17 protein-coding genes and 2 pseudogenes are annotated in these 19,829 nt (G+C 40.8%); all 19 read right to left on the reverse strand.

Features of this window, described 5'->3' with window-relative positions; genetic code table 11:
• Positions 1-50 precede the first annotated feature (50 nt).
• A pseudogene (gene dxr / locus LLY41_RS14850) lies at positions 51-1,192 on the reverse strand (1-deoxy-D-xylulose-5-phosphate reductoisomerase).
• Positions 1,193-1,376: 184 nt separating this feature from the next.
• The gene (locus LLY41_RS14855) at positions 1,377-2,171 is read right to left on the reverse strand and encodes a phosphatidate cytidylyltransferase (RefSeq protein ID WP_095242382.1); all 795 of its coding nucleotides are present in this window, start codon (positions 2,169-2,171) and stop codon (positions 1,377-1,379) included.
• A 16-nt stretch (positions 2,172-2,187) separates the two neighbouring features.
• Complete coding sequence (locus tag LLY41_RS14860; RefSeq protein ID WP_095242381.1) at positions 2,188-2,967, reverse strand: undecaprenyl pyrophosphate synthase; 780 nt, start codon at positions 2,965-2,967, stop codon at positions 2,188-2,190.
• 353 nt (positions 2,968-3,320) lie between these two features.
• Positions 3,321-3,877: pseudogene (gene frr, locus LLY41_RS14865) on the reverse strand (ribosome recycling factor).
• Entirely contained in the window at positions 3,834-4,601 is a 768-nt protein-coding gene (pyrH, locus tag LLY41_RS14870) for a UMP kinase (protein ID WP_304585743.1), read from the reverse strand. The pseudogene frr and the gene pyrH overlap by 44 nt, the downstream one beginning before the upstream one ends.
• A gap of 135 nt (positions 4,602-4,736) precedes the next feature.
• Positions 4,737-5,618 carry a translation elongation factor Ts gene (tsf, locus tag LLY41_RS14875; RefSeq protein ID WP_095242378.1) on the reverse strand — a complete coding sequence of 294 codons (882 nt, stop codon included), beginning with the start codon at positions 5,616-5,618 and terminating at the stop codon, positions 4,737-4,739.
• Positions 5,619-5,807: 189 nt separating this feature from the next.
• Positions 5,808-6,509, reverse strand: a complete 702-nt coding sequence (rpsB, locus tag LLY41_RS14880) for a 30S ribosomal protein S2 (RefSeq protein ID WP_095242377.1) — start codon at positions 6,507-6,509, stop codon at positions 5,808-5,810.
• A 147-nt stretch (positions 6,510-6,656) separates the two neighbouring features.
• Positions 6,657-7,256: a DUF6115 domain-containing protein gene (locus tag LLY41_RS14885; protein WP_304585744.1), complete on the reverse strand. Its 600-nt coding sequence runs from the start codon at positions 7,254-7,256 to the stop codon at positions 6,657-6,659.
• A 148-nt stretch (positions 7,257-7,404) separates the two neighbouring features.
• Entirely contained in the window at positions 7,405-8,769 is a 1,365-nt protein-coding gene (locus LLY41_RS14890; protein WP_304585745.1) for a flagellar assembly protein A, read from the reverse strand.
• Between the two features lie 37 nt (positions 8,770-8,806).
• On the reverse strand, positions 8,807-9,562 hold the full coding sequence (locus tag LLY41_RS14895) for a FliA/WhiG family RNA polymerase sigma factor (RefSeq protein ID WP_304585746.1): 756 nt from the start codon (positions 9,560-9,562) through the stop codon (positions 8,807-8,809).
• Between the two features lie 256 nt (positions 9,563-9,818).
• Positions 9,819-10,316 carry a chemotaxis protein CheD gene (locus LLY41_RS14900; RefSeq protein ID WP_304585747.1) on the reverse strand — a complete coding sequence of 166 codons (498 nt, stop codon included), beginning with the start codon at positions 10,314-10,316 and terminating at the stop codon, positions 9,819-9,821.
• The gene (locus LLY41_RS14905) at positions 10,309-10,950 is read right to left on the reverse strand and encodes a chemotaxis protein CheC (protein WP_304585748.1); all 642 of its coding nucleotides are present in this window, start codon (positions 10,948-10,950) and stop codon (positions 10,309-10,311) included. Before LLY41_RS14905 ends, LLY41_RS14900 begins: the two co-directional genes overlap by 8 nt.
• Positions 10,947-11,420, reverse strand: a complete 474-nt coding sequence (locus LLY41_RS14910; RefSeq protein WP_304588044.1) for a chemotaxis protein CheW — start codon at positions 11,418-11,420, stop codon at positions 10,947-10,949. The genes LLY41_RS14905 and LLY41_RS14910 overlap by 4 nt, the downstream gene beginning before the upstream one ends.
• Before the next feature lie 25 nt (positions 11,421-11,445).
• Positions 11,446-13,482 carry a chemotaxis protein CheA gene (locus LLY41_RS14915; protein WP_304585749.1) on the reverse strand — a complete coding sequence of 679 codons (2,037 nt, stop codon included), beginning with the start codon at positions 13,480-13,482 and terminating at the stop codon, positions 11,446-11,448.
• An 18-nt stretch (positions 13,483-13,500) separates the two neighbouring features.
• Positions 13,501-14,598 carry a protein-glutamate methylesterase/protein-glutamine glutaminase gene (locus tag LLY41_RS14920; protein WP_304585750.1) on the reverse strand — a complete coding sequence of 366 codons (1,098 nt, stop codon included), beginning with the start codon at positions 14,596-14,598 and terminating at the stop codon, positions 13,501-13,503.
• A gap of 6 nt (positions 14,599-14,604) precedes the next feature.
• Complete coding sequence (locus LLY41_RS14925) at positions 14,605-15,477, reverse strand: MinD/ParA family protein (protein ID WP_304585751.1); 873 nt, start codon at positions 15,475-15,477, stop codon at positions 14,605-14,607.
• Complete coding sequence (flhF, locus tag LLY41_RS14930) at positions 15,474-16,622, reverse strand: flagellar biosynthesis GTPase FlhF (protein ID WP_304585752.1); 1,149 nt, start codon at positions 16,620-16,622, stop codon at positions 15,474-15,476. Before flhF ends, LLY41_RS14925 begins: the two co-directional genes overlap by 4 nt.
• Positions 16,619-18,655, reverse strand: coding sequence for a flagellar biosynthesis protein FlhA (flhA, locus tag LLY41_RS14935; protein ID WP_304585753.1), 2,037 nt, complete (start codon positions 18,653-18,655; stop codon positions 16,619-16,621). The genes flhF and flhA overlap by 4 nt, the downstream gene beginning before the upstream one ends.
• 87 nt (positions 18,656-18,742) lie before the next feature.
• On the reverse strand, positions 18,743-19,828 hold the full coding sequence (gene flhB, locus LLY41_RS14940) for a flagellar biosynthesis protein FlhB (RefSeq protein ID WP_304585754.1): 1,086 nt from the start codon (positions 19,826-19,828) through the stop codon (positions 18,743-18,745).
• Position 19,829 lies beyond the last annotated feature (1 nt).

A 19,829-nucleotide genomic window follows, 5' to 3' on the forward strand; every position in this document is an offset into this window, starting at 1 on the left:
GTGCATTACTTTATCAGCTTTTACACATTTTTCAGCACTTGAACACAAGCTTATAGAAGCGAGCTGACAAATCTCCTCGTTTCCAAATCTGTTTCCTGAATTTCAGTCAGACTTGGATTCTTGATGATGTCATGGCTGCCCAGTGCTCTTTCGATGAAATCTTCTATTTGCAGGAAGGTAATCTTTCCATCCAGGAATGCAGCAACAGCAGCTTCATTCGCAGCATTCAATACGGCTGGCATTGATCCTCCCGCTTTTCCGGCTTCATAGGCAAATTTCAGGCAGCGAAAACGATTAAAGTCCATTTCTGCAAAATGGAGCTTGCCAATTTCAGCAAGATTCAGCCGTTTTGCTGTTTGCAGCGGGAGCCTGTCAGGATATGTTAAAGCATATTGTATTGGTACTCTCATATCCGGTGTGCCAAGCTGTGCGATTACACTGCTGTCATGATATTCCACCATGGAATGGATAATGCTTTCTTTATGAAGAAGGACATCTATTTTACTGTAGTCCATGGAGAAAAGCCAATGTGCTTCAATAACTTCGAGTCCCTTATTCATCATAGTGGCAGAATCGATGGTGATTTTTGCTCCCATTGACCAATTCGGATGATTAAGCGCCTCTTTGACAGTCACATTTTCCAGTTCCTTGCGGGAGCGGTCCCTGAAACTGCCTCCAGAAGCTGTTAATATGAGCCTTTCAATATTTTTTTCTTTTTCCCCTGCAGAGATTGAAAAATAGCGGAGTGTTCACTGTCTACAGGAAGCAGGGGTACCCCATTACGCTTTGCTGCTTCCATGACCAGATGGCCGGCAGTTACAAGGGTTTCCTTATTCGCGATGGCGATTGTCTTCTTTTCCTCAATCGCCTGCAGGGTAGGATTAAGGCCTACACTGCCTAATACTGCATTAACCAGTATGTCTGATTTTTTGTAAACGGCAACTTCTATCAAACCTTCATGTCCATATGTAAATGTTATGCCGGGAAACTCTGTTTTAAGAATATCTGCGGAACTTTTTTCTGATAGGGAGACAAGTTCCGGCTGAAAGTCAGATATTATCTTCCTGGCAAGATCTATATTCCTCCCGGCAGACATGGCTGCCAGCTTAAAATCCTCGGGGTGCTCTTTAATAATATCGAGGGTCTGTATTCCAATAGACCCTGTTGCCCCCATCAAACTGATATGTTTCATAGTCTCCTCCTTATAAGAAAAGCGGAAGCGCCTTGCTCACCCCCGACAAGCATAAGATGAGCCACACCCACTTAAAGGCGTTCTTTGCATTTATGCAGGCACGGCTTATGACCTCGGAGTGGCTGGCGCCGGAGCTGAACAATTATCTAGTATCCGAATGTATTATTTTATTTTGCCAATAGGATTACAGCAGGTGAAAAAAATGGAGCAATGGCAGGACGAATAATAAACTGTCAAAACGGTCCAGAATTCCGCCATGGCCAGGCAAAATATTTCCTGAGTCTTTTACATTATAATGACGCTTTAATGCTGATTCCACTAAATCCCCTATTTGACCAAACACTGACAGGATTGCTGTAATTACTAATAACCCAAGCAGAGATTCATCAATATCTGTAAAGATAATAAATAACACCGCAACTGCCAGAGCACAGACTACACCGCCAAGCGAACCTTCAATAGTCTTATTTGGACTGATTTCAGGCCAAAGCTTCTTCTTCCCCATAGCTTTCCCTATAAAATAGGCACCTGAATCTGTGGCCCAAATAAGGAAAAGTGCAAAAAAGAGGTAGGTCAGGCCTTGATCGGCGAAGCGGGTCTCCATAAAATAGTAAAACCCTATGCCCACATATAAAGTTGACATAATCGAAAAAGCTACATCATCAAAAGTAAATTTGTTTTTTGTCGCGACTGTATACGTTAAGAAAAGAAGCACTCCAAAAAGAGCTACCTCAATTTTTGTATAATTCATATCATCCAGGATTGACTGAAATTCTTTAGGCAAAAGGAAAATCCACAATAATAATAAAGAAATAATGCCTGGAATCGAGAATAAACTTAAATTTCTCATTTTCAATAATTCAAATAGGGCAATGGATGCCAGCAAATATGCCAGGATGATGATTGGCATGCCTCCAAGGATAATGATCGGCAGGAGGATTGCTCCAAATATAATAGCTGTGATAATACGCTGTTTCATTCAATTTTCAACACCTTTATTGTACTCCTCCAAAACGCCTTTGGCGGCTTTGGAATACTTCGATCGCTTCAAGCATTTGCTCTTCATTAAAATCCGGCCATAAGACATCCGTAAACCAGAATTCTGTGTATGCAAGCTGCCAGAGCATAAAATTGCTTAATCTGATTTCACCGCTTGTACGTATCAGCAGATCAGGATCCTTTAGTCCGCCTGTCATAAGGTAGGATGAGAATTTTTCTTCATTCAATTCATTTTCATTCATTATACCACTTTTGCAATCATTTAAGACATGCCTGACGGCTTCGAGTATTTCTGCTCTGCTCCCATAATTTAATGCAAAGTTCAGCACCAATCCGGTGTTGTTTTTTGTCTCTTCCATCGCTTTGGAAACTGCATTTCGCGTATGAGCAGGCAGGTGGTCAAAATAACCAATCATTCTTACCTGCACATTCTCTTCTATCAGTTCAGGAAGGAAAGTTCCCAGAAATTCCTCTGGCAGCTTCATAAGAAAGTCCACTTCCATTTTAGGACGTTTCCAATTCTCAGTTGAGAATGCATATAAGGTTAGAGTCTTCACTCCAATATCGCTTGCAAATCTGGTGATTTTTCTGACGACCTTCATTCCCTCATGATGGCCGGCAATTCTCGGGAGCGCTCGTTTTTTGGCCCACCTGCCATTCCCATCCATAATGATGGCAACATGCTCAGGTATTTGTAATTCTTTTATTTTTTCAACTCTCTCTCGGAGATTGGAAGAACTGTTTTGGGACTTCCATAACTTCATTTTATCAAACATAAGTCTGCTCCTTTAAAATAGGTTAATCCTCCGATAAAAGACAAAGTGTGAAACTTCAATAAGCAGGGGCTTTTTCCCGCTAATTGATAGTTGAAATTCAGTCATAGTATCTTTTAGAGATTATTCTAATGGTAAAATAGTGATATTGCCTCTTTCCGCATGATAATATCATACCAAAAATAATTAAATATATCTCTATAAAAGAGTATGTTACCAGAAAGTTAATTCAGTTAGGAATCTGCCTACTTCGTATATAACAGCAGAGTTGGCGCCTTAGCGCCTGATCAGATTATGTATGCTCCTAAAGAGTAAAAGAACCCCCTATTGATAGAGGGTTCTAACTATAAAATAAATTAGACTGCAAGGATTTCTTTTTCTTTTTCTTTTGTTAATTCGTCAATCTTGCTGATATTGTCATCAGTAAGTTTTTGAATATCATCAGAAAAACCGCGGAGATCATCTTCAGTGATCTCTCCATTTTCTCAAGCTTTTTCAGGTCATCATTGGCATCGCGGCGAACATTGCGGATGGCAACTTTTGCTTCTTCTGATTCTTTTTTAACAACCTTAACAAGCTCTTTACGGCGTTCTTCTGTTAGCTGCGGAATAGCCAGTCTGATTACACTGCCGTCATTTGAGGGATTTAAGCCGATATCAGATTTAAGGATGGCTTTTTCAATTTCTCCCAGAATGGTTTTGTCATAAGGCGTTATGACTAAAAGGCGCGCTTCAGGAGCGGACACCCCGGCAAGCTGGTTAACAGGAGTCGGCGCACCGTAGTAATCAACATTGATGCGATCAAGCAAAGAAGCGTTGGCTTTACCTGCACGGATGCTCGCAAGCTCCCTTGTATAAGCTGAAATTGCTTTAGTCATTCTTTCTTTTGCATCTGAAATAACTTGTTTTGGCATTATTTTTTCCCCTAACGATTGTTCCGATTGTTTCACCCATTACGGCGCGGTTAATATTGCCTTTTTCCATGATTGAAAATACAATTAACGGAATGTTGTTATCCATGCATAAAGATGATGCTGTAGAATCCATTACTGCCAATCCTTCTTTCAATACATCAAGATAGGAAAGTTCATCGTATTTCTTTGCGTTTTTATCAACACGGGGATCAGCTGAATAGACGCCATCCACATTGTTTTTCGCCATAAGAATTACTTCTGCTTCAATTTCTGCAGCTCGCAATGCTGCTGTAGTATCAGTAGAGAAGTAAGGATTTCCGGTTCCCGCAGCAAAGATTACAACCCGCTTTTTCTCGAGATGGCGGATGGCTCTTCTGCGGATGTACGGTTCAGCAACCTGTCTCATCTCGATTGAAGTTTGAACTCTCGTCTCCACTCCAAGATTCTCGAGGCTATCCTGTAATGCCAATGAGTTCATAATAGTTGCAAGCATACCCATATAGTCTGCATTTGCTCTGTCCATACCCATTTCTTCTCCGATCTTTCCTCGCCAAATGTTTCCGCCGCCAACTACAACAGCAACTTCGACACCCAACTCAGCCAGATCCTTAACCTGTGCAGCAATTGATTTAATCACTGAAGGATTAATTCCGAAACCTTGCTCTCCTGCTAAAGCTTCTCCACTTAATTTCAAGACCACGCGTTTGAATTTTGGGCTGCTCATAAGAACCTCCATATGTAGTATAAAAAGCTCAAGCGCTTATAGGCGCTATTGCTGCATTTACAATCTATCTCATTCTTGAAAAACAGGGAACACAAAGTGTTCCCTGAATCATAACTGATTTAATACTATTAAATATTACTTCTTAACTTGGTTCATTACTTCTTCAGCGAAGTTGTCTTCACGCTTTTCGATGCCTTCTCCAACTTCATAGCGAACGAATTCACGGATTTTTCCGCCTTTAGATTCAACGAATTTGCCAACTTTTTGATCAGGGTTTTTAACAAAAGCCTGGTCGTTTACGCAAACATCTTCAAAATACTTACCAAGACGTCCTTCAACCATCTTTGCAACGATGTTTTCCGGCTTACCCTCGTTAAGAGCCTGCTGAGTCAATACTTGACGCTCGCGCTCTACTTCGTCCTGTGACACTTCATCACGGGATACATATTTAGGATTCAGGGCTGCAATATGCATTGCAACATCTTTCGCTGCTTCTTCGTCAGTTGTTCCTTCAAGAACTGTTAAGACACCAATGCGTCCGCCCATGTGAAGGTACGCACCAAATGCATCGTTGTCAGTTTTTGTTTTGATTTCGAAGCGGCGAAGAGAAAGCTTCTCACCAATTTTAGCAATTGCACTATTGATGTGAGATTCTAAAGTAGCACCGTTAGCCAATGTCTGGCCAGTTGCTTCTTCTACAGAAGCCGGCTTTGCAGAAAGTAAATGCTCAGCGATTTCCTTAACAAGTGTTTGGAATCCTTCGTTTTTAGCAACGAAATCAGTTTCAGAGTTTACTTCAAGGATAACTGCTTCGTTTCCGTCAACCTTAACAGTAGTAAGACCTTCTGCAGCAATACGGTCACCTTTTTTAGCAGCTTTAGCAATTCCTTTTTCACGAAGGAAGTCGATTGCTTTTTCCATATCACCTTCAGTTTCCTGAAGAGCTTTTTTGCAGTCCATCATGCCTGCGCCTGTTTTTTCACGAAGTTCTTTAACCATTTGAGCAGTAATTGCCATTATGAGATCCTCCTTAATGAGTTATGTAATAATATCTTTACCATTTATTACTGTATAGAAAACTAAACATTGCCTTTTCTTTAAAAAAAGGTGATAAAGGGTGCTCCCTCTTATCACCTTCTTTAAATCAAGAAAAAAGCAACTTAGAGCTGTACAGCCCCAGCGCCACAGAGCGCATCCGCTTTTCTATTAAGCAGTTGTAACTTCTTCACCTTGTTTAGCTTCAAGGATAGCATCTGCCATTTTGCCTGTTAATAATTTAACAGCACGGATAGCGTCATCGTTTGCAGGGATTACAACATCAATTTCGTCCGGGTCACAGTTAGTATCAACGATACCAACGATAGGGATGTTTAATTTGTGTGCTTCTGCAACAGCGATGCGTTCTTTGCGAGGATCAATGATGAATAGAGCATCTGGAAGGCCCTTCATGTCTTTGATTCCGCCTAAGAACTTTTCTAAGCGCTCTTGCTCTTTCTTCAATTGAACAACTTCTTTTTTAGGAAGAACTTCGAAAGTTCCATCTTCAGACATTCTTTCGATATCCTTTAAACGCGAAATACGCTTTTGGATTGTTTCAAAGTTTGTTAAAGTTCCGCCCAACCAGCGCTGGTTCACATAGTACATACCAGAACGGATAGCTTCTTCTTTAACGGAATCTTGAGCTTGTTTCTTAGTTCCTACGAAAAGGATTGTACCGCCGTTTCCAGCAAGCTCCTTAACGAAGTTGTAAGCTTCTTCTACCTTCTTAACAGTCTTTTGAAGGTCGATGATGTAGATGCCGTTACGCTCAGTGAAGATGTATCTCTTCATCTTAGGGTTCCAGCGGCGTGTTTGGTGTCCGAAATGCACACCAGCTTCAAGCAATTGCTTCATTGAAATTACTGACATTTGTGTTTCCTCCTAATGGTTTTTATTTCCTCCGCCCATATCATCTTCAGCCGGCAACTGCATGTGAACAGCACCATCCGGCTAAATCCATAAGCGTGTGTATTAACACCATTTGTTAATATAGCATAAGTGTTTTCCACAATCAAGCTATTCTTGCTGATTTTGACGAAATTTAAGCATTAACTCGACTTCTGTCTTCCCTTTGCCTAATTTTTTGGCAATATCCCCCACACTCAATCCCTGCTTTTTCAGGATATATACTTGATCATTTATTGATGAAGGATTTTCTTCCTTAATTGAGTGACTGCTATCCGACCGTGTGACAGATTCAGTCTCCTTTAAGGATGATAATCTTTCTTTTTCACTCAATTTATCCTCAGCTGCCCTCAAATTTTGTTTGTAGGCTGTAGATGCCTGGTAAATGGACGCTCTGGCTAATGGTATTGATTTATCATCTGCTTTAGCTATAACTTGATCATTTTTTTTGTCCAAATTTACTGGGATGATTTTCTCTTTTATAGAAGTATCGTTTTTTACATTAATCTTCGAAAGTTTGCTAATAAAATCATCGTTTTCTTCTTTCATTTGAACAAGGTACGCTGATATAACCTCTTCCATTTCAATAAGCACTTTTTCCTGTTTCTTCTCTGTATCCATTAGTTTATTCTGACGCAAGTAAAGCAGAATAATGGCTAATAAGGCTACAATATTTAATAGCAGGCTTATAGCTAATAGAAAAGCTGTCATGATATCCCTCTATCCGCTGTAGTCAATAACCTTCCCTTTGTATGGATGGTTCTGTCTGTCATTGCTGTCTTTTTTTGATCTTCTTTCCGATCTTGTTCCCCAGCCTCTGTGCTATCTGAAGTTCTATTGATTTCAAACTTAACCCAGATCACATCCTTGATAACGGCTCACTTCTTATTTCTCCTTTTAGAAAATGAAACTTTAAAGATTTGACAGTTTCCCGAATCACTTTTGAATACTTTCCAAAGTGAATTGCAGTGTTGGGATAGATCTGCCCGTAAATAAGGATTGAAGCATTCATTTTTTCTTCTTTTTCTTTTTCCAATTCAGCCAGATCTTCATTTATTTTGCTCAATTTATTCTGCAAATGAGCTTTTGTAGCCCGTTGCTTGAGAATAATTATTCTTTGTTCATCTGTCAGCTTTCCTGTCAGCTTTGCCATTTCTGTCAGTCTGCCTTCGATACTATCAAGCTTTTTGATTGATTCGTAAAGTTTGGCTGTTTCATTTAATAGTTCTTTTTGGGTGTTATCCACATTGGAGTCCATTCCAGCAAAAAGTTCTGTCTTAGTAAATAAGTGATTGCCCAGTTCTTTGATTTCAATGTCGGACCCGGACTGAAGCTTTCCTCCAATAGCCAATGCGCCGCTGCATCTGATGGCTCCGCCAGCTTGAACATGGCTGTGCAGGATTGACTTTTGGATAATTACGTCCTGTTCTGCCTTCACATTTGCCTGATTCAGGTATGCTGCCAGAACAGAACCTCCCGAAACAACTGAACCTTTATGACTGCCTGAAATTCCGCCAGTAACAAGCACGTTATTATCCGCCTGCAGGAAAGAGCCTTCAACTATACCGGCAACTATGATGTCACCTCCGGCTTTAATCTCATAACCGGCAGGAACGTTTCCGCGAATCACAACATTCCCGACAAAATTAATATTGCCCGTCTTCAAGTCAAGGTCTCCTTCAACCTCATACACTGGATTAACAGAAATGCTGTTCTGAGTGAAACTAACCTGTCCATCTAATAGCGAATAATATTTGCCGCCATTTACAAAAACATTTTCCCCTGCCTTGACTCTTAAAGTCTTCCCATCCTTTGCCGGTATCAGCTTGCCAAAAATATTCTTTCCGGAAGCACCGGGGGTAGCAGGAATAACAGAGGCTAGGAGCTGACCCTGTGTAACAGATGGGATATGGAGAACATCTCTAAAATTAAATCTCTTTCTGCCGGTTTTCCGGTCAAAAGAGATTTCATTTAATAGATATGCATCACTGCCGTTTTCTGAAGGAAATCCTTTTGCTATTTGCAAGGGATATTCCACTGAGAACGGATCTCTGCAGATTCTCTGGATTGCTTCTTCGCTCACACCAAAAATGACCTTTTCGTCAGCAAGCTGTTTATGGATCATTTCAGACTGGACAGTTCCATCCAGTTCATCAATATTTACCGGCTGTATCCATGCAGATAAACCGTGAGCATCAACTAAAAGCTGAAATTGGTTTTCCATGCTGTTTCATTCCTTTGCAGAAAGAAATGGCATAAGACTATATGGCTTTTTCCAGCAGCTGCCTCAGCTTAAAAATTGACTTTGAATGGATTTGGGATATGCGGGATGTTGATAGTCCCATTACTTCGCCAATTTCTGTGAGAGTTAATTCCTCTTTGTAAAATAAACTTAGCACCAGCTGCTCTTTTTCATTTAACTGTAAGATTTTTTCAGCCATTTCTTCCAAGATTTCATTTTTTAATACCTTTTCTTCTGGAATGATTGCTTTTTCATCCTTAATTGAATAACTGGCATCTTTTTCTTCTGAATCAGGCTGTTCATCAATTGAGAGGATGTTTGCGTAAAAATGTTCGTTCATAACAGAATATACTTCTTCTTCCTGCATATCTGTTTCTTCAGCAATTTCATAAGCTGTTGCATTGCGCATCAGCCGCTGTTCCAGCTTCTCAGTGGCAGCTTCAATTTTTTTCGCCTTATCCCTTGTACTTCGGGGAAGCCAATCTTCTTTTCTTAATCCATCCAGAATGGCACCGCGAATTCGAAACGAAGCATATGTATCAAATTTCAAATCTCTTGCAGGCTCAAACTTTTCCAGCGCATCGTACAAACCCATTAGCCCAAGGCTTCGTATATCATCTCTTGAAACATTCTTCGGCAGGGCAGCGGATATTCGCTGAACATGATAGCTTACAAGAGGCAAATATTTTTTCACAAGAAAATTTCCCGCTTGAGCATCACGAGAGTCGACCCATTTAGCCCAGTATGTGCTTTCTTCGGTTATCATGTCTGCCATGGCCATCCTCCTCAAACGTTTCCATTTCTATTAATTAGTGTCAGTATATCAAAACTTTTCTATAAAAATATCACCTTTCACTTTAAACTGCTCAGTTCTTTTCCAAATAAGGGGATCTTTCGAAGAAATAATGGGTGAGAGCAATAATTAAGCCGGAGAGAAATCAGCTTGTATGGCTGGCAAAGATCATCCGGCAGCATTTAAGGCTTTTAAATGATTTATATAAGGCTGCATCTGTCCACCCTGGAACGTGAGTTTAAATAACAACTTGGCCTTTATTAACAGTCCTCACCATCAGGTCGCCTGATTGAGGATTGAACTCAATTGTTCTGCCGCTATGCCCGCCAACATCTTCACCTAAAATAGTAATCTTTAAGGAATTTAGTTCCTTTTTAACTGCTTCCACATTCCTTGGGCCAATCCTCATTAAATCACTTCCGGAGGAGTATTGGAACATTTGGGCTCCGCCTGCAATTTTGGCATTTAATCGTGAAGCTTTTGCACCTTTTTTCTGCAGCAGGCTCACTAAATCCCGAATTGCAGTATCAGCATATTTAGCTGAATTAAAGCTTGTGTTTTTTGCAAGAGATGAATCAGGCAGCATGATATGTGCCAGCCCGGCAATTTCTGAACTAAGATCATAAAGAACCACACCGACACAGGAACCAAGGCCTGATGTCCTGATCAATCCAGGAGTTTTAACAATATTCATATCTGCTATGCCCACTTTTACAATTTCTAGAATACTATTCATAATCCGGAACTCCCAATGCCTTAAAGATTATTTGAAATGATTCAGGATCAGGCAGCAGAAAGAAATGGCCATTAACAGCATCCGTATTTTGAAGCTCATCGTTTAAAGCTGTATCAATTACGATGGCGTAATCGCTCACCTGCGAAATCTCCAATAGACCCGTTCCAATAATTGCCCCCACCATATCAATGCTTAGCATCGGCACTGAAGGGAAAAGTGACAGCTTAGTAAAATCCGATAACGAAGATAAATATGATCCTGATAGAATGTTGCCAAGCTCCTGAAGTGCCGATAGAGCAAGTTCATCATATGGCAGCTCATCTGCACAAAAAGAAATGTTTCCAGGCAGTTCGCGAATAAAGTTTTCAGCCTGTGTAAGAGGAAGGACAAAAAACATGCTGCCAGGGGCGTCTCCTTCTATCCTTAGAAACACCCCTGCCGCAACATTTTCCGGACCTCCTGCCATATCGATCATTTCATCAAAAGAAACAATTTTCACATCCGGGACAGACATATCAATTTTTTTATTAAGCAGCGTTGATAATGCAGTAGCCGCATGACCCGCACCAATATTCCCTATTTCTTTAAGAATATCTAATTGCATGCTGCTGATATTTTTTTCTAAAAAATTCATCCCGCTAACCCTTTTTCATCCTGGGCTGTTAATTCTTCAGGATTTAAGACTTTTTTCAAATCTATTAGGATAAATAACCGTTTTTCGATTTTTGTAACACCTTTGATAAAATCGGACTCTTCTGAACCGATTACGTCCGGAGGGGGTTCAATTGATTCAGGCGCCACATCAATCACATCATTTGCAGAATCTACAATTAATCCGACTTCCATATCGTTCAATACTGCGATGATGACTCGTGACTGCTCATTATATTCAGCCTCTTCAAGATTAAATCTGCTTCTGAGACTAATGATAGGTGTCACAACACCCCTTAAATTGATTACTCCTTTAACAAAACCGACTGTTCGAGGAACCCGGGTAATATGCTCAACCTTTTCAATGGAACGCACCTGATTAACCGGAATTGCATATTCCTTATCTTTCAGCTGAAAAACAATCAATTTTAAGTCCGCGACCGTCTCACTCATCATGTTCACTCCTCGTCAAAATGTATTATTTAATTAATGCATTGCAGTCCACTATCAGGGCAACCTGTCCATCTCCTAATATAGTTGCTCCGGAAATGGCAAATACGCTTGTTAAGTAGTTTCCAAGTGATTTTAAAACGACTTCCTGCTGCCCGATAAAGGAATCCACCACAAGCCCGGCCATTTTTTCCCCTTTTCTGACGATGACAACGGAAATGAATTCATCTTCATGATTGTCAGATGGCACCTCAAAGATATCCTTCAATGAAAGGAGCGGAACAACCTTGCCTCTGAAATCAATAACTTTCTGATTATGTGCACTTAAGACGTCTTCTTTTCGGATAATAGCTGTTTCAATAATAGAAGATAGAGGGATAGCATATTTCTCCTTCTCAATCTCAACGAGCATGACAGAAATAATGGATAAAGTTAATGGCAGCTGTATGGAGAATATGGACCCCTGTCCAACTTTTGAATCAATTGAAACGGATCCTCCCAATGACTCAATTGTATTCTTGACAACATCCAGACCTACACCCCGTCCGGAAACATCCGAGATTTTATCCGCAGTTGAGAATCCTGAGGCAAAGATAAGTTCATAAGCCTGTTTGTCAGTTAGTGCTGAAGCCGTTTGCTCTGTAATGATGCCATTTTTTAATGCTTTCTTTATAACCTTATCCTTGTTTATGCCTGCGCCATCATCCTCTATTTCAATGAATACATGATTGCCGCTGTGATAAGCTTTTAGAATGACATTTCCTTCTTCACCTTTACCATTTGCTTTTCGTACTTCTGGTGTTTCAACACCATGGTCCAATGCATTTCGGATTAAGTGAACAAGCGGATCGCCAATTTCATCGATAACCGTTCTGTCCAGCTCGGTATCTGCACCGACAATTTCGAGATTGATCTTTTTGTTTAAATCTCTTGCTAACTGTCTGACCATTCTCGGGAAACGATTGAAAACTGTTTCTATTGGGACCATGCGCATATTCAGAATAATATTCTGCAGGTCTCCGGAAATCCTTGACATATGCTCAACAGTTTCATGAAGTTCCTGATTGTTTAATTCCTTGGATATTTGTTCAAGTCTGCCTCTGTCAATTACCAATTCTTCAAACAGGTTCATAAGAATATCCAGTCTCTCGATATTCACCCTAATGGTTTTGTTGCTGACCTGTTTTGCTGCAGGCGCCTTCTTTTCCTCTTTTGGCATCACTGAAGCATTATCTGCCTTCTCCTCTACATCTGGCTGCAGAGCGTCCTCATCCTTCGCGGCTTCCCGTGAGCTGTAATCTCCCATAGAAATCGGGAGCACACCTATCCTATCCACTTCTGAGACTTTCAAAAGTTTCTGACGGATTACTTCAGGTGTTTCCCGGGTCACAATTGTTACAGAGAATTCCTGATCAAATTGCTCTTCTTCAAGCTGCTCAACAGAAGGAGTGGCTTTTATCACTTCCCCGCTCTGCTCGAGGACCTCAAACACCATAAAGACTCTGGCTGCTTTCAGCAGACAATCAGCCCGCAAGGCTATTGATATTTCATAGGTCTCAAAGCCCTGCTCCTTCGATTGCTGAATCACGGTCCACTCGAAATCATCATATGTACTTTTGACCAAACCCTGCGGTTCAGCAATAGCTGCTGCCGTTTCAGCTCTTGCTTTTGATAATACCGGGCTTTCCCCTTTTTCTATCAGCATCAGCTTTTCAACTGCTATAGAAACATCTCTTTTGCCGTCTCCGCCTTCTGCAATTGATTGGACCATTGCTTCAAGATCATCAACAGCCAGAAAAACGACATCGAGAATTTCAGCATTTACCTTAATCTTCTGATTTCTGATTGCATCAAGAACATTTTCCATCTGATGAGTTAGACTTGCGAGATCTTCATAACCCATGGTAGCCGACATGCCTTTCAGCGTATGAGCTGACCTGAAAATCTCATTAACTATTTTTATATCATCAGGATTTTTCTCTAATTCAAGAAGCTGTTCATTGCACGACTGCAAATGCTCCTTGCTTTCTTCGATAAACACCTCTAAATATTGGTTCATCTCCATGTGCCTGCCCCCTCGGCTTTAAACAAATTTCAATATGGATTCTGCTATACGTTCAATATGCTGCACATCATCTGCCAGGCCGGACTCAATCACTGCTCTTGGCATTCCAAATACAATAGATGATTCTTTTGATTCAGCGATGGCTTTTACTTCACCGCTTTTCTTCAATGCCATCAAGCCATTTTTGCCATCTGATCCCATTCCAGTCATTATGACAGCAATCTTCCTGATCCCGTTAACTCCACCCAAAGATTCGAACATCACATCAACTGAAGGTCTGTGTCCGTTCCTTGGAGGTGATTTATCCAAATGTATAACAAGATCCCTGCCTGACCTTGAAGCTGTCAAATGGAAGCCACCGGGAGCAATATAGGCGGTCCCGTTTTTAAGAATATCTCCTTCTTCGGCTTCCTTAACCGATAACGCCGATAATCCGTTTAGTCTGCTTGCCAGTGACTTCGTAAATCCCGCAGGCATATGCTGGACAATCAGAATCGGTGCGTTAAGATCTCCCGGAAGATCATTCAGCACTTTTTGAAGCGCTCGTGGTCCGCCAGTGGAAGTTCCTATACAGATAAGCTGTTTGACATTAAGACTTGTTTCAACAGCAGAACGAACAAGATGAATAGATTGATGTGGTTCTATTTTACTATAACTTTGCTTAAATCCGGCAGATTTTTTTCCAATAACTGAAAAATTAACCAGCCCTTTTATATTCGCTTTGCTAGCCTGTACTACTTTATCTGTTAATTCAGTTTTTATTTTATGCATGTCCAGTGAGATTGGCCCCGATGGCTTCGCTATAAAATCGACTGCCCCATATTCCATGGCAGTAAAGGTATTTTCAGCACCTTCCTTCGTTGTGCTGGAAAGCATGACTACAGGAACAGGCATAGTTTTCATAATTATTTTGAGAGCTTCCAGGCCGTTTAGAACCGGCATTTCAACATCCATTGTTACCGCATCAGGAGTTAATTCTTTAATCTTTCTTATGGCCTCTTCTCCGTTTCTTGCTGTCCCAACAACTTGGATTCTCTCATCTGCAGAAAGGAGATCCGCAATCAGTTTTCTCATAAAGGCTGAATCATCCACTACAAGCACTTTTATAGCCTTCATGCTGATTCACCCCCTATTAAAAAGAAATTTTTTAAGCTTTGAAATAAATTGGGAAGCATGATACTCACCAGCAAGCTCTCCAGACCTGCCTCCAACTTTCTCAGTCATACTCCGAATTGCTTTTGAAGCAGCTGAATTTTCATGATAAATAACGAAAGGAATCTGTTGTTTAACAGCCTGCCGTATACTGCGATCATCCGGAATAATTCCCAGAAGGCCAGCATCCCTCCCTAAAAACCTTGAAGCGACAGCAGAAATCCTTTTATAAGTTTCCTGCCCTTCCCGTTCTCCTTCAGACCGGTTAATGACCAATTGAAATGGAATCTTATCATCCATAAGATGTATATGCTTCATTACTGAGTATGCATCTGTGATAGACGTTGGTTCAGGTGTAGTAATGACCGCTATTTCCTGAACAGAGAGTATGAACTTCGCCGATTCTTCTGTAATGCCTGCACCCATATCAAAAATGATATAATCATAGTTTTGAATGAGCTGGGCAAGTTCTCCGGTAAATCTGGAAATGTGCTCATCATCGAGTTTCACAATATGCGAAAGGCCCGTCCCGCCGCCAATATAATTCAGTCCATATGGCCCCTCTGAAATAATATTATTTAAAGGTATATCCTTTTCTAAAAAATCAGCAATTGAATATTCAGCTGATCTTCCCATGAGAATCTCAACATTCCCCATGCCGATATCCAAATCGAATAACAATACTCTGTGGCCCATTTTGGATAGGGAAATAGAGAAATTCAATGAAAAATTTGTTTTCCCTACTCCCCCTTTTCCGCTTACCACTGCTATTGTTTTAAAATGATGACTTCGGCTGTCTTTTTCTTTCAACCTGGCTCTTAGCCTTTCTGCCTGATCGTTCATTTCTTTTTCCCCATTAGTTGTTTTACAATAGCTTCTGGCTCTGCCATTAGAATATCATCTGGAACATCCTGGCCATTTGTAATATATGCTGCGCCTTTTTTGTATTTATGAATGAGGTTGTACATGGCACCGTAAGTTGACGTTTCATCTGCCTTTGTAAAGATAAGTTTATCAATGTCTATAATTGAAAATTGATTATATATATCTTCCATATCCTTTTGTTTCGCGGTAAGCGAAAGCACTAAAAAAGTTTCCATATCCTTCTCAAAGTCAATCACATTCTTCAAATCTTCCACATACTGTCTGTTCCTGAAATTCCGTCCGGCTGTATCAATTAGTACAAGGTCGTAATCTTTCAGTTTCTCTGCTGCCTGCCTGAAGTCTTCTATTGTATAGCAAACTTCCAAAGGTATATCCAGGATGCCTGCATATGTTTTTAATTGATCGATCGCCGCGATCCTGTAGGTGTCGGCTGTGATAAATGCAGCATTTTTCTTATGTTTAATAACACACTCCGCTGCCATCTTCGCCAAGGTAGTTGTTTTCCCTACGCCAGTAGGACCTGCAACATTGATATATTTTTTGGTGAATGAAATCCCGCTGAATGGAATTTCCTCAATTTGCTTTATCAGTTCTTCATGCAGCCAGGCTTCTACTTCAGCAACTTTAGCTTTGGCACCGCCCAGATACCATTTTTCCAGCAATACTTGAAGTACCTGATCCTGAATGGAATTATCTATTTCCTGTTCATTAAGTAATTGCATGACTTTTCTTATCTCATCAGGGTAAACCGGACTTATCTGCTGTCCATCGGCCAATGAGGACAGCATCTGTTTTAAGCTGCTTATCTCTCTAATCAGCTCATTTGATGTTCTCGATCCGGAAAATAGAGACTCTTCAGTGTTTTCCTTGAAATGGTTTGAAGGAGCAGGGATTACCGCAGGCTTAAGAGCGGGTTTTTGCTCTATTTCCTGATTTGGATCTGCTGCTGCCATCACTTCTATACTTCTCTTCTTAAAAAAGCCTAAAACCCCGCCTGTATATACTACTCGTGAATTTAAAATTACGGCATCCTTACCCAGTTCCGCACGTATTTGTTTCATCGCATCAGGCATGGACGCTGCCATAAACTTTTTTACCTTCAATCTATATTCACCACCCCGACACTTTGAACTTCCGCATTTGCTTCCAGCTCGTTATAGGAAAGGATAGGTATTTGCGGGAAATACCTTTCTGTTAATTGCCTGACATACATTCTGACTGCTGGAGAACAAAGGACAATTGGCGTCTGCTCCATCAATGAAAGCTGTTCAACCTGGGAAGCTATCGATTCAAGAATGTTCTGCGATACCGTAGGATCCATGGATAAATAATTGCCATGTTCTGTCTGCTGAACACCTTCTGCAACCATTTTCTCGACTCTTCCTGATAAGGTAACGACTTTAATAGAGTCACCTTGCTGAGAAAACTGATTCGTAATTTGTCTGGCTAAAGCCTGACGGGCATATTCCGTAAGCAAATCTGTATCACTTGTAGATTTCGCAAAATCGGCAAGCGTTTCGAAAATAACCGGCAAATTCCTGATCGAAACGTTTTCCCTCAATAACTTTGCAAGCACCTTTTGAACTTCACCAACAGACAATGGGTTTGGTGTAACTTCTTCAATAAGGATCGGATAGCTTTCCTTAACATGATCAATCAGCTGTTTTGTTTCCTGACGGCCTAATAATTCATGGGCGTTGCTTTTTATAACCTCTGTTATATGAGTAGATACAACAGATGGCGGGTCAACGACTGTATAGCCGAAAATTTCTGCCTGCTCTTTCATTTCTTCTGTTATCCATTTTGCCGGCAGGCCGAAAGAAGGCTCAATCGTATCAATTCCTTCGATGCTATCATCATCAATACCAGGACTCATTGCCAAGTAATGATCAAGCAGAAGCTCTCCGCGGGCCATTTCACTACCTTTAATCTTTAATCTGTATTCATTCGGCTGCAGCTGAATATTATCACGTATTCTAACTACCGGAATGACCAGGCCCAATTCAATCGCCAGCTGTCTTCTGATCATGACAATCCTGTCAAGAAGGTCCCCGCCCTGATTCGTATCGGCAAGAGGTATTAACCCATAGCCAAACTCGAATTCTATTGGATCTACATTTAATAGGTTAACCACGCTTTCAGGGCTTTTCATTTCATCGGTTTCGATTTCTTCTTCCATCTCCAGCAATTGTTCCTTATCCGGCTGTGGAGTCTTGGCAATCGTATATCCGCCAAAAATCATCAAGCCGCCAATCGGCAGTGTTAAAACGAGCCCTATTGGTGTCAATAACCCTAGCAGAATGATAGTTCCGCCCGTAACATATAACATTTTCGGATAAGCAAATAGCTGGGAAGTAATGTCTTTTCCAATATTCCCATCTGATGCTGCCCTAGTTACTACAATACCCGTTGCAGTGGAGATTAACAGTGCCGGAATCTGACTGACAATTCCGTCCCCGACGGTCAGCATCGAATATTTCATGGAAGCCTCTCCAAACGGCAGCCCCAGCTGCATCATCCCGATGACAATACCAAATAATAGATTGATAAGAGTGATAATGATCCCCGCTATGGCGTCACCTTTTACAAATTTACTCGCACCATCCATTGAACCGTAAAAATCAGCTTCACGGCTGATTTTTTCACGTCGCTCTCGTGCTTCATGCTCAGAGATCATGCCTGCATTTAAGTCTGCATCGATACTCATCTGTTTACCCGGCATCGCGTCAAGAGTAAAACGCGCCGCAACTTCAGAAACCCTCTCAGAACCTTTGGTAATGACGATAAACTGAATAATAATGAGTATTAAGAAAACAACGAGTCCGACAATGACATTACCTCCGGTTACAAATGAACCAAATGTTTCTACGACCTTTCCTGCTTCCCCTTCAGATAAAATGGATCTGGTTGTAGAAACATTCAACCCCAGCCTGAATAATGTCATTAACAAGATTAAGGAAGGGAAAATAGAAAACTCGAGCGCTTCCTTCATATTCATAGCCGTCAGCAAAACCATAAGTGCAAGCGCAATATTAATGATTATCAGTACACTTAAAAGCCAAGGCGGAAAAGGAATAATAAGCATGGCTACTATTAGAATTACACTCATCAATACTGATAAGTCTCTTACTTGCATTGAAACTCTCTCCTTACAAGAAAAGCGGAAGGCGCCTTGGCAGCCATTCAACAGCTTCCTAAGACCAGCTATTTCATATTTCTCTGGTTAAATTTTGTTTTTGGTTCTGTATACATAAGCTAAAATCTCTGCTACAGCTTTGAAAAAATCTTCAGGGATAGCCTGACCAATTTCTGCCTGACTATAAAGAGCCCTGGCAAGCGGCCTGTTTTCAACTGCGATCACATCATGCTCCTTTGCGATTAATTTAATCTTCTGGGCAACAAAGTCCACACCTTTCGCCACTACAATAGGAGCATCACTTTTTGTTTCATCGTAGCTCAGGGCTATGGCAAAATGTGTCGGGTTGGTAATGACCACATCCGCTTTAGGGACTTCCTGCATCATCCTTCTCATCGCCATTTCCCTCTGTCTTTGCTTAATCTTGGATTTAATTAACGGATCCCCTTCAATGTTTTTGTGTTCATCCTTAATATCCTGTTTTGACATGCGAATGTTCTTTTCAAAATCGTATTTTTGATACAGATAGTCCGGAACAGATAAAAATAGCAGTGCCGCTGAAGCAATTAAACCCATTTGAACGGTCAGACTGGCAATTGTGATCATCGCCGTTCCAACTGATTTTTGAGAAAGAATTAATATTTCATCTATCCTTAACCATAAAACGGTAAACGCAGCGACACCGACAAAAGCAATCTTAAGCATCGACTTTAGCAGCTCCACGATCGCCCTCATGGAAAAAATGCGCTTAAAGCCTTTTATTGGATCCAGTTTCTCCAATTTAGGCTGTATGGCTTCTGTAGAAAAAAGAGTACCTACCTGCATGAAGTTTGCAGCCACACCCGCAAGCATAGCAATCAGCATAATCGGACCTAAAAACATCACCAGTTCCTTTAGCACATCAAGAAAAATCACCTGAACATTCGCCTCTGTCAGCGGCATCATCATATAATCATTAAATGAATGCGTAAATATATAAAGGATGATTTCTTTTAAATACGATCCGGCAAACAGCAAAAACAGAAATACCGCTAAAAGGACAATGGCTGTATTAACATCCTGACTTTTGGCTACTTGTCCTTTTTTTCTGGAATCCTGCCTTTTTTTCGGAGTGGCTTTTTCTGTTTTTTCTCCGGCAAACAGCTGAAGATCTAAAGAAAGCAGTAACCTCATT

The sequence above is a fragment of the Cytobacillus firmus genome, from assembly GCF_023612095.1.
Classification (GTDB): Bacteria; Bacillota; Bacilli; order Bacillales; family Cytobacillaceae; genus Cytobacillus.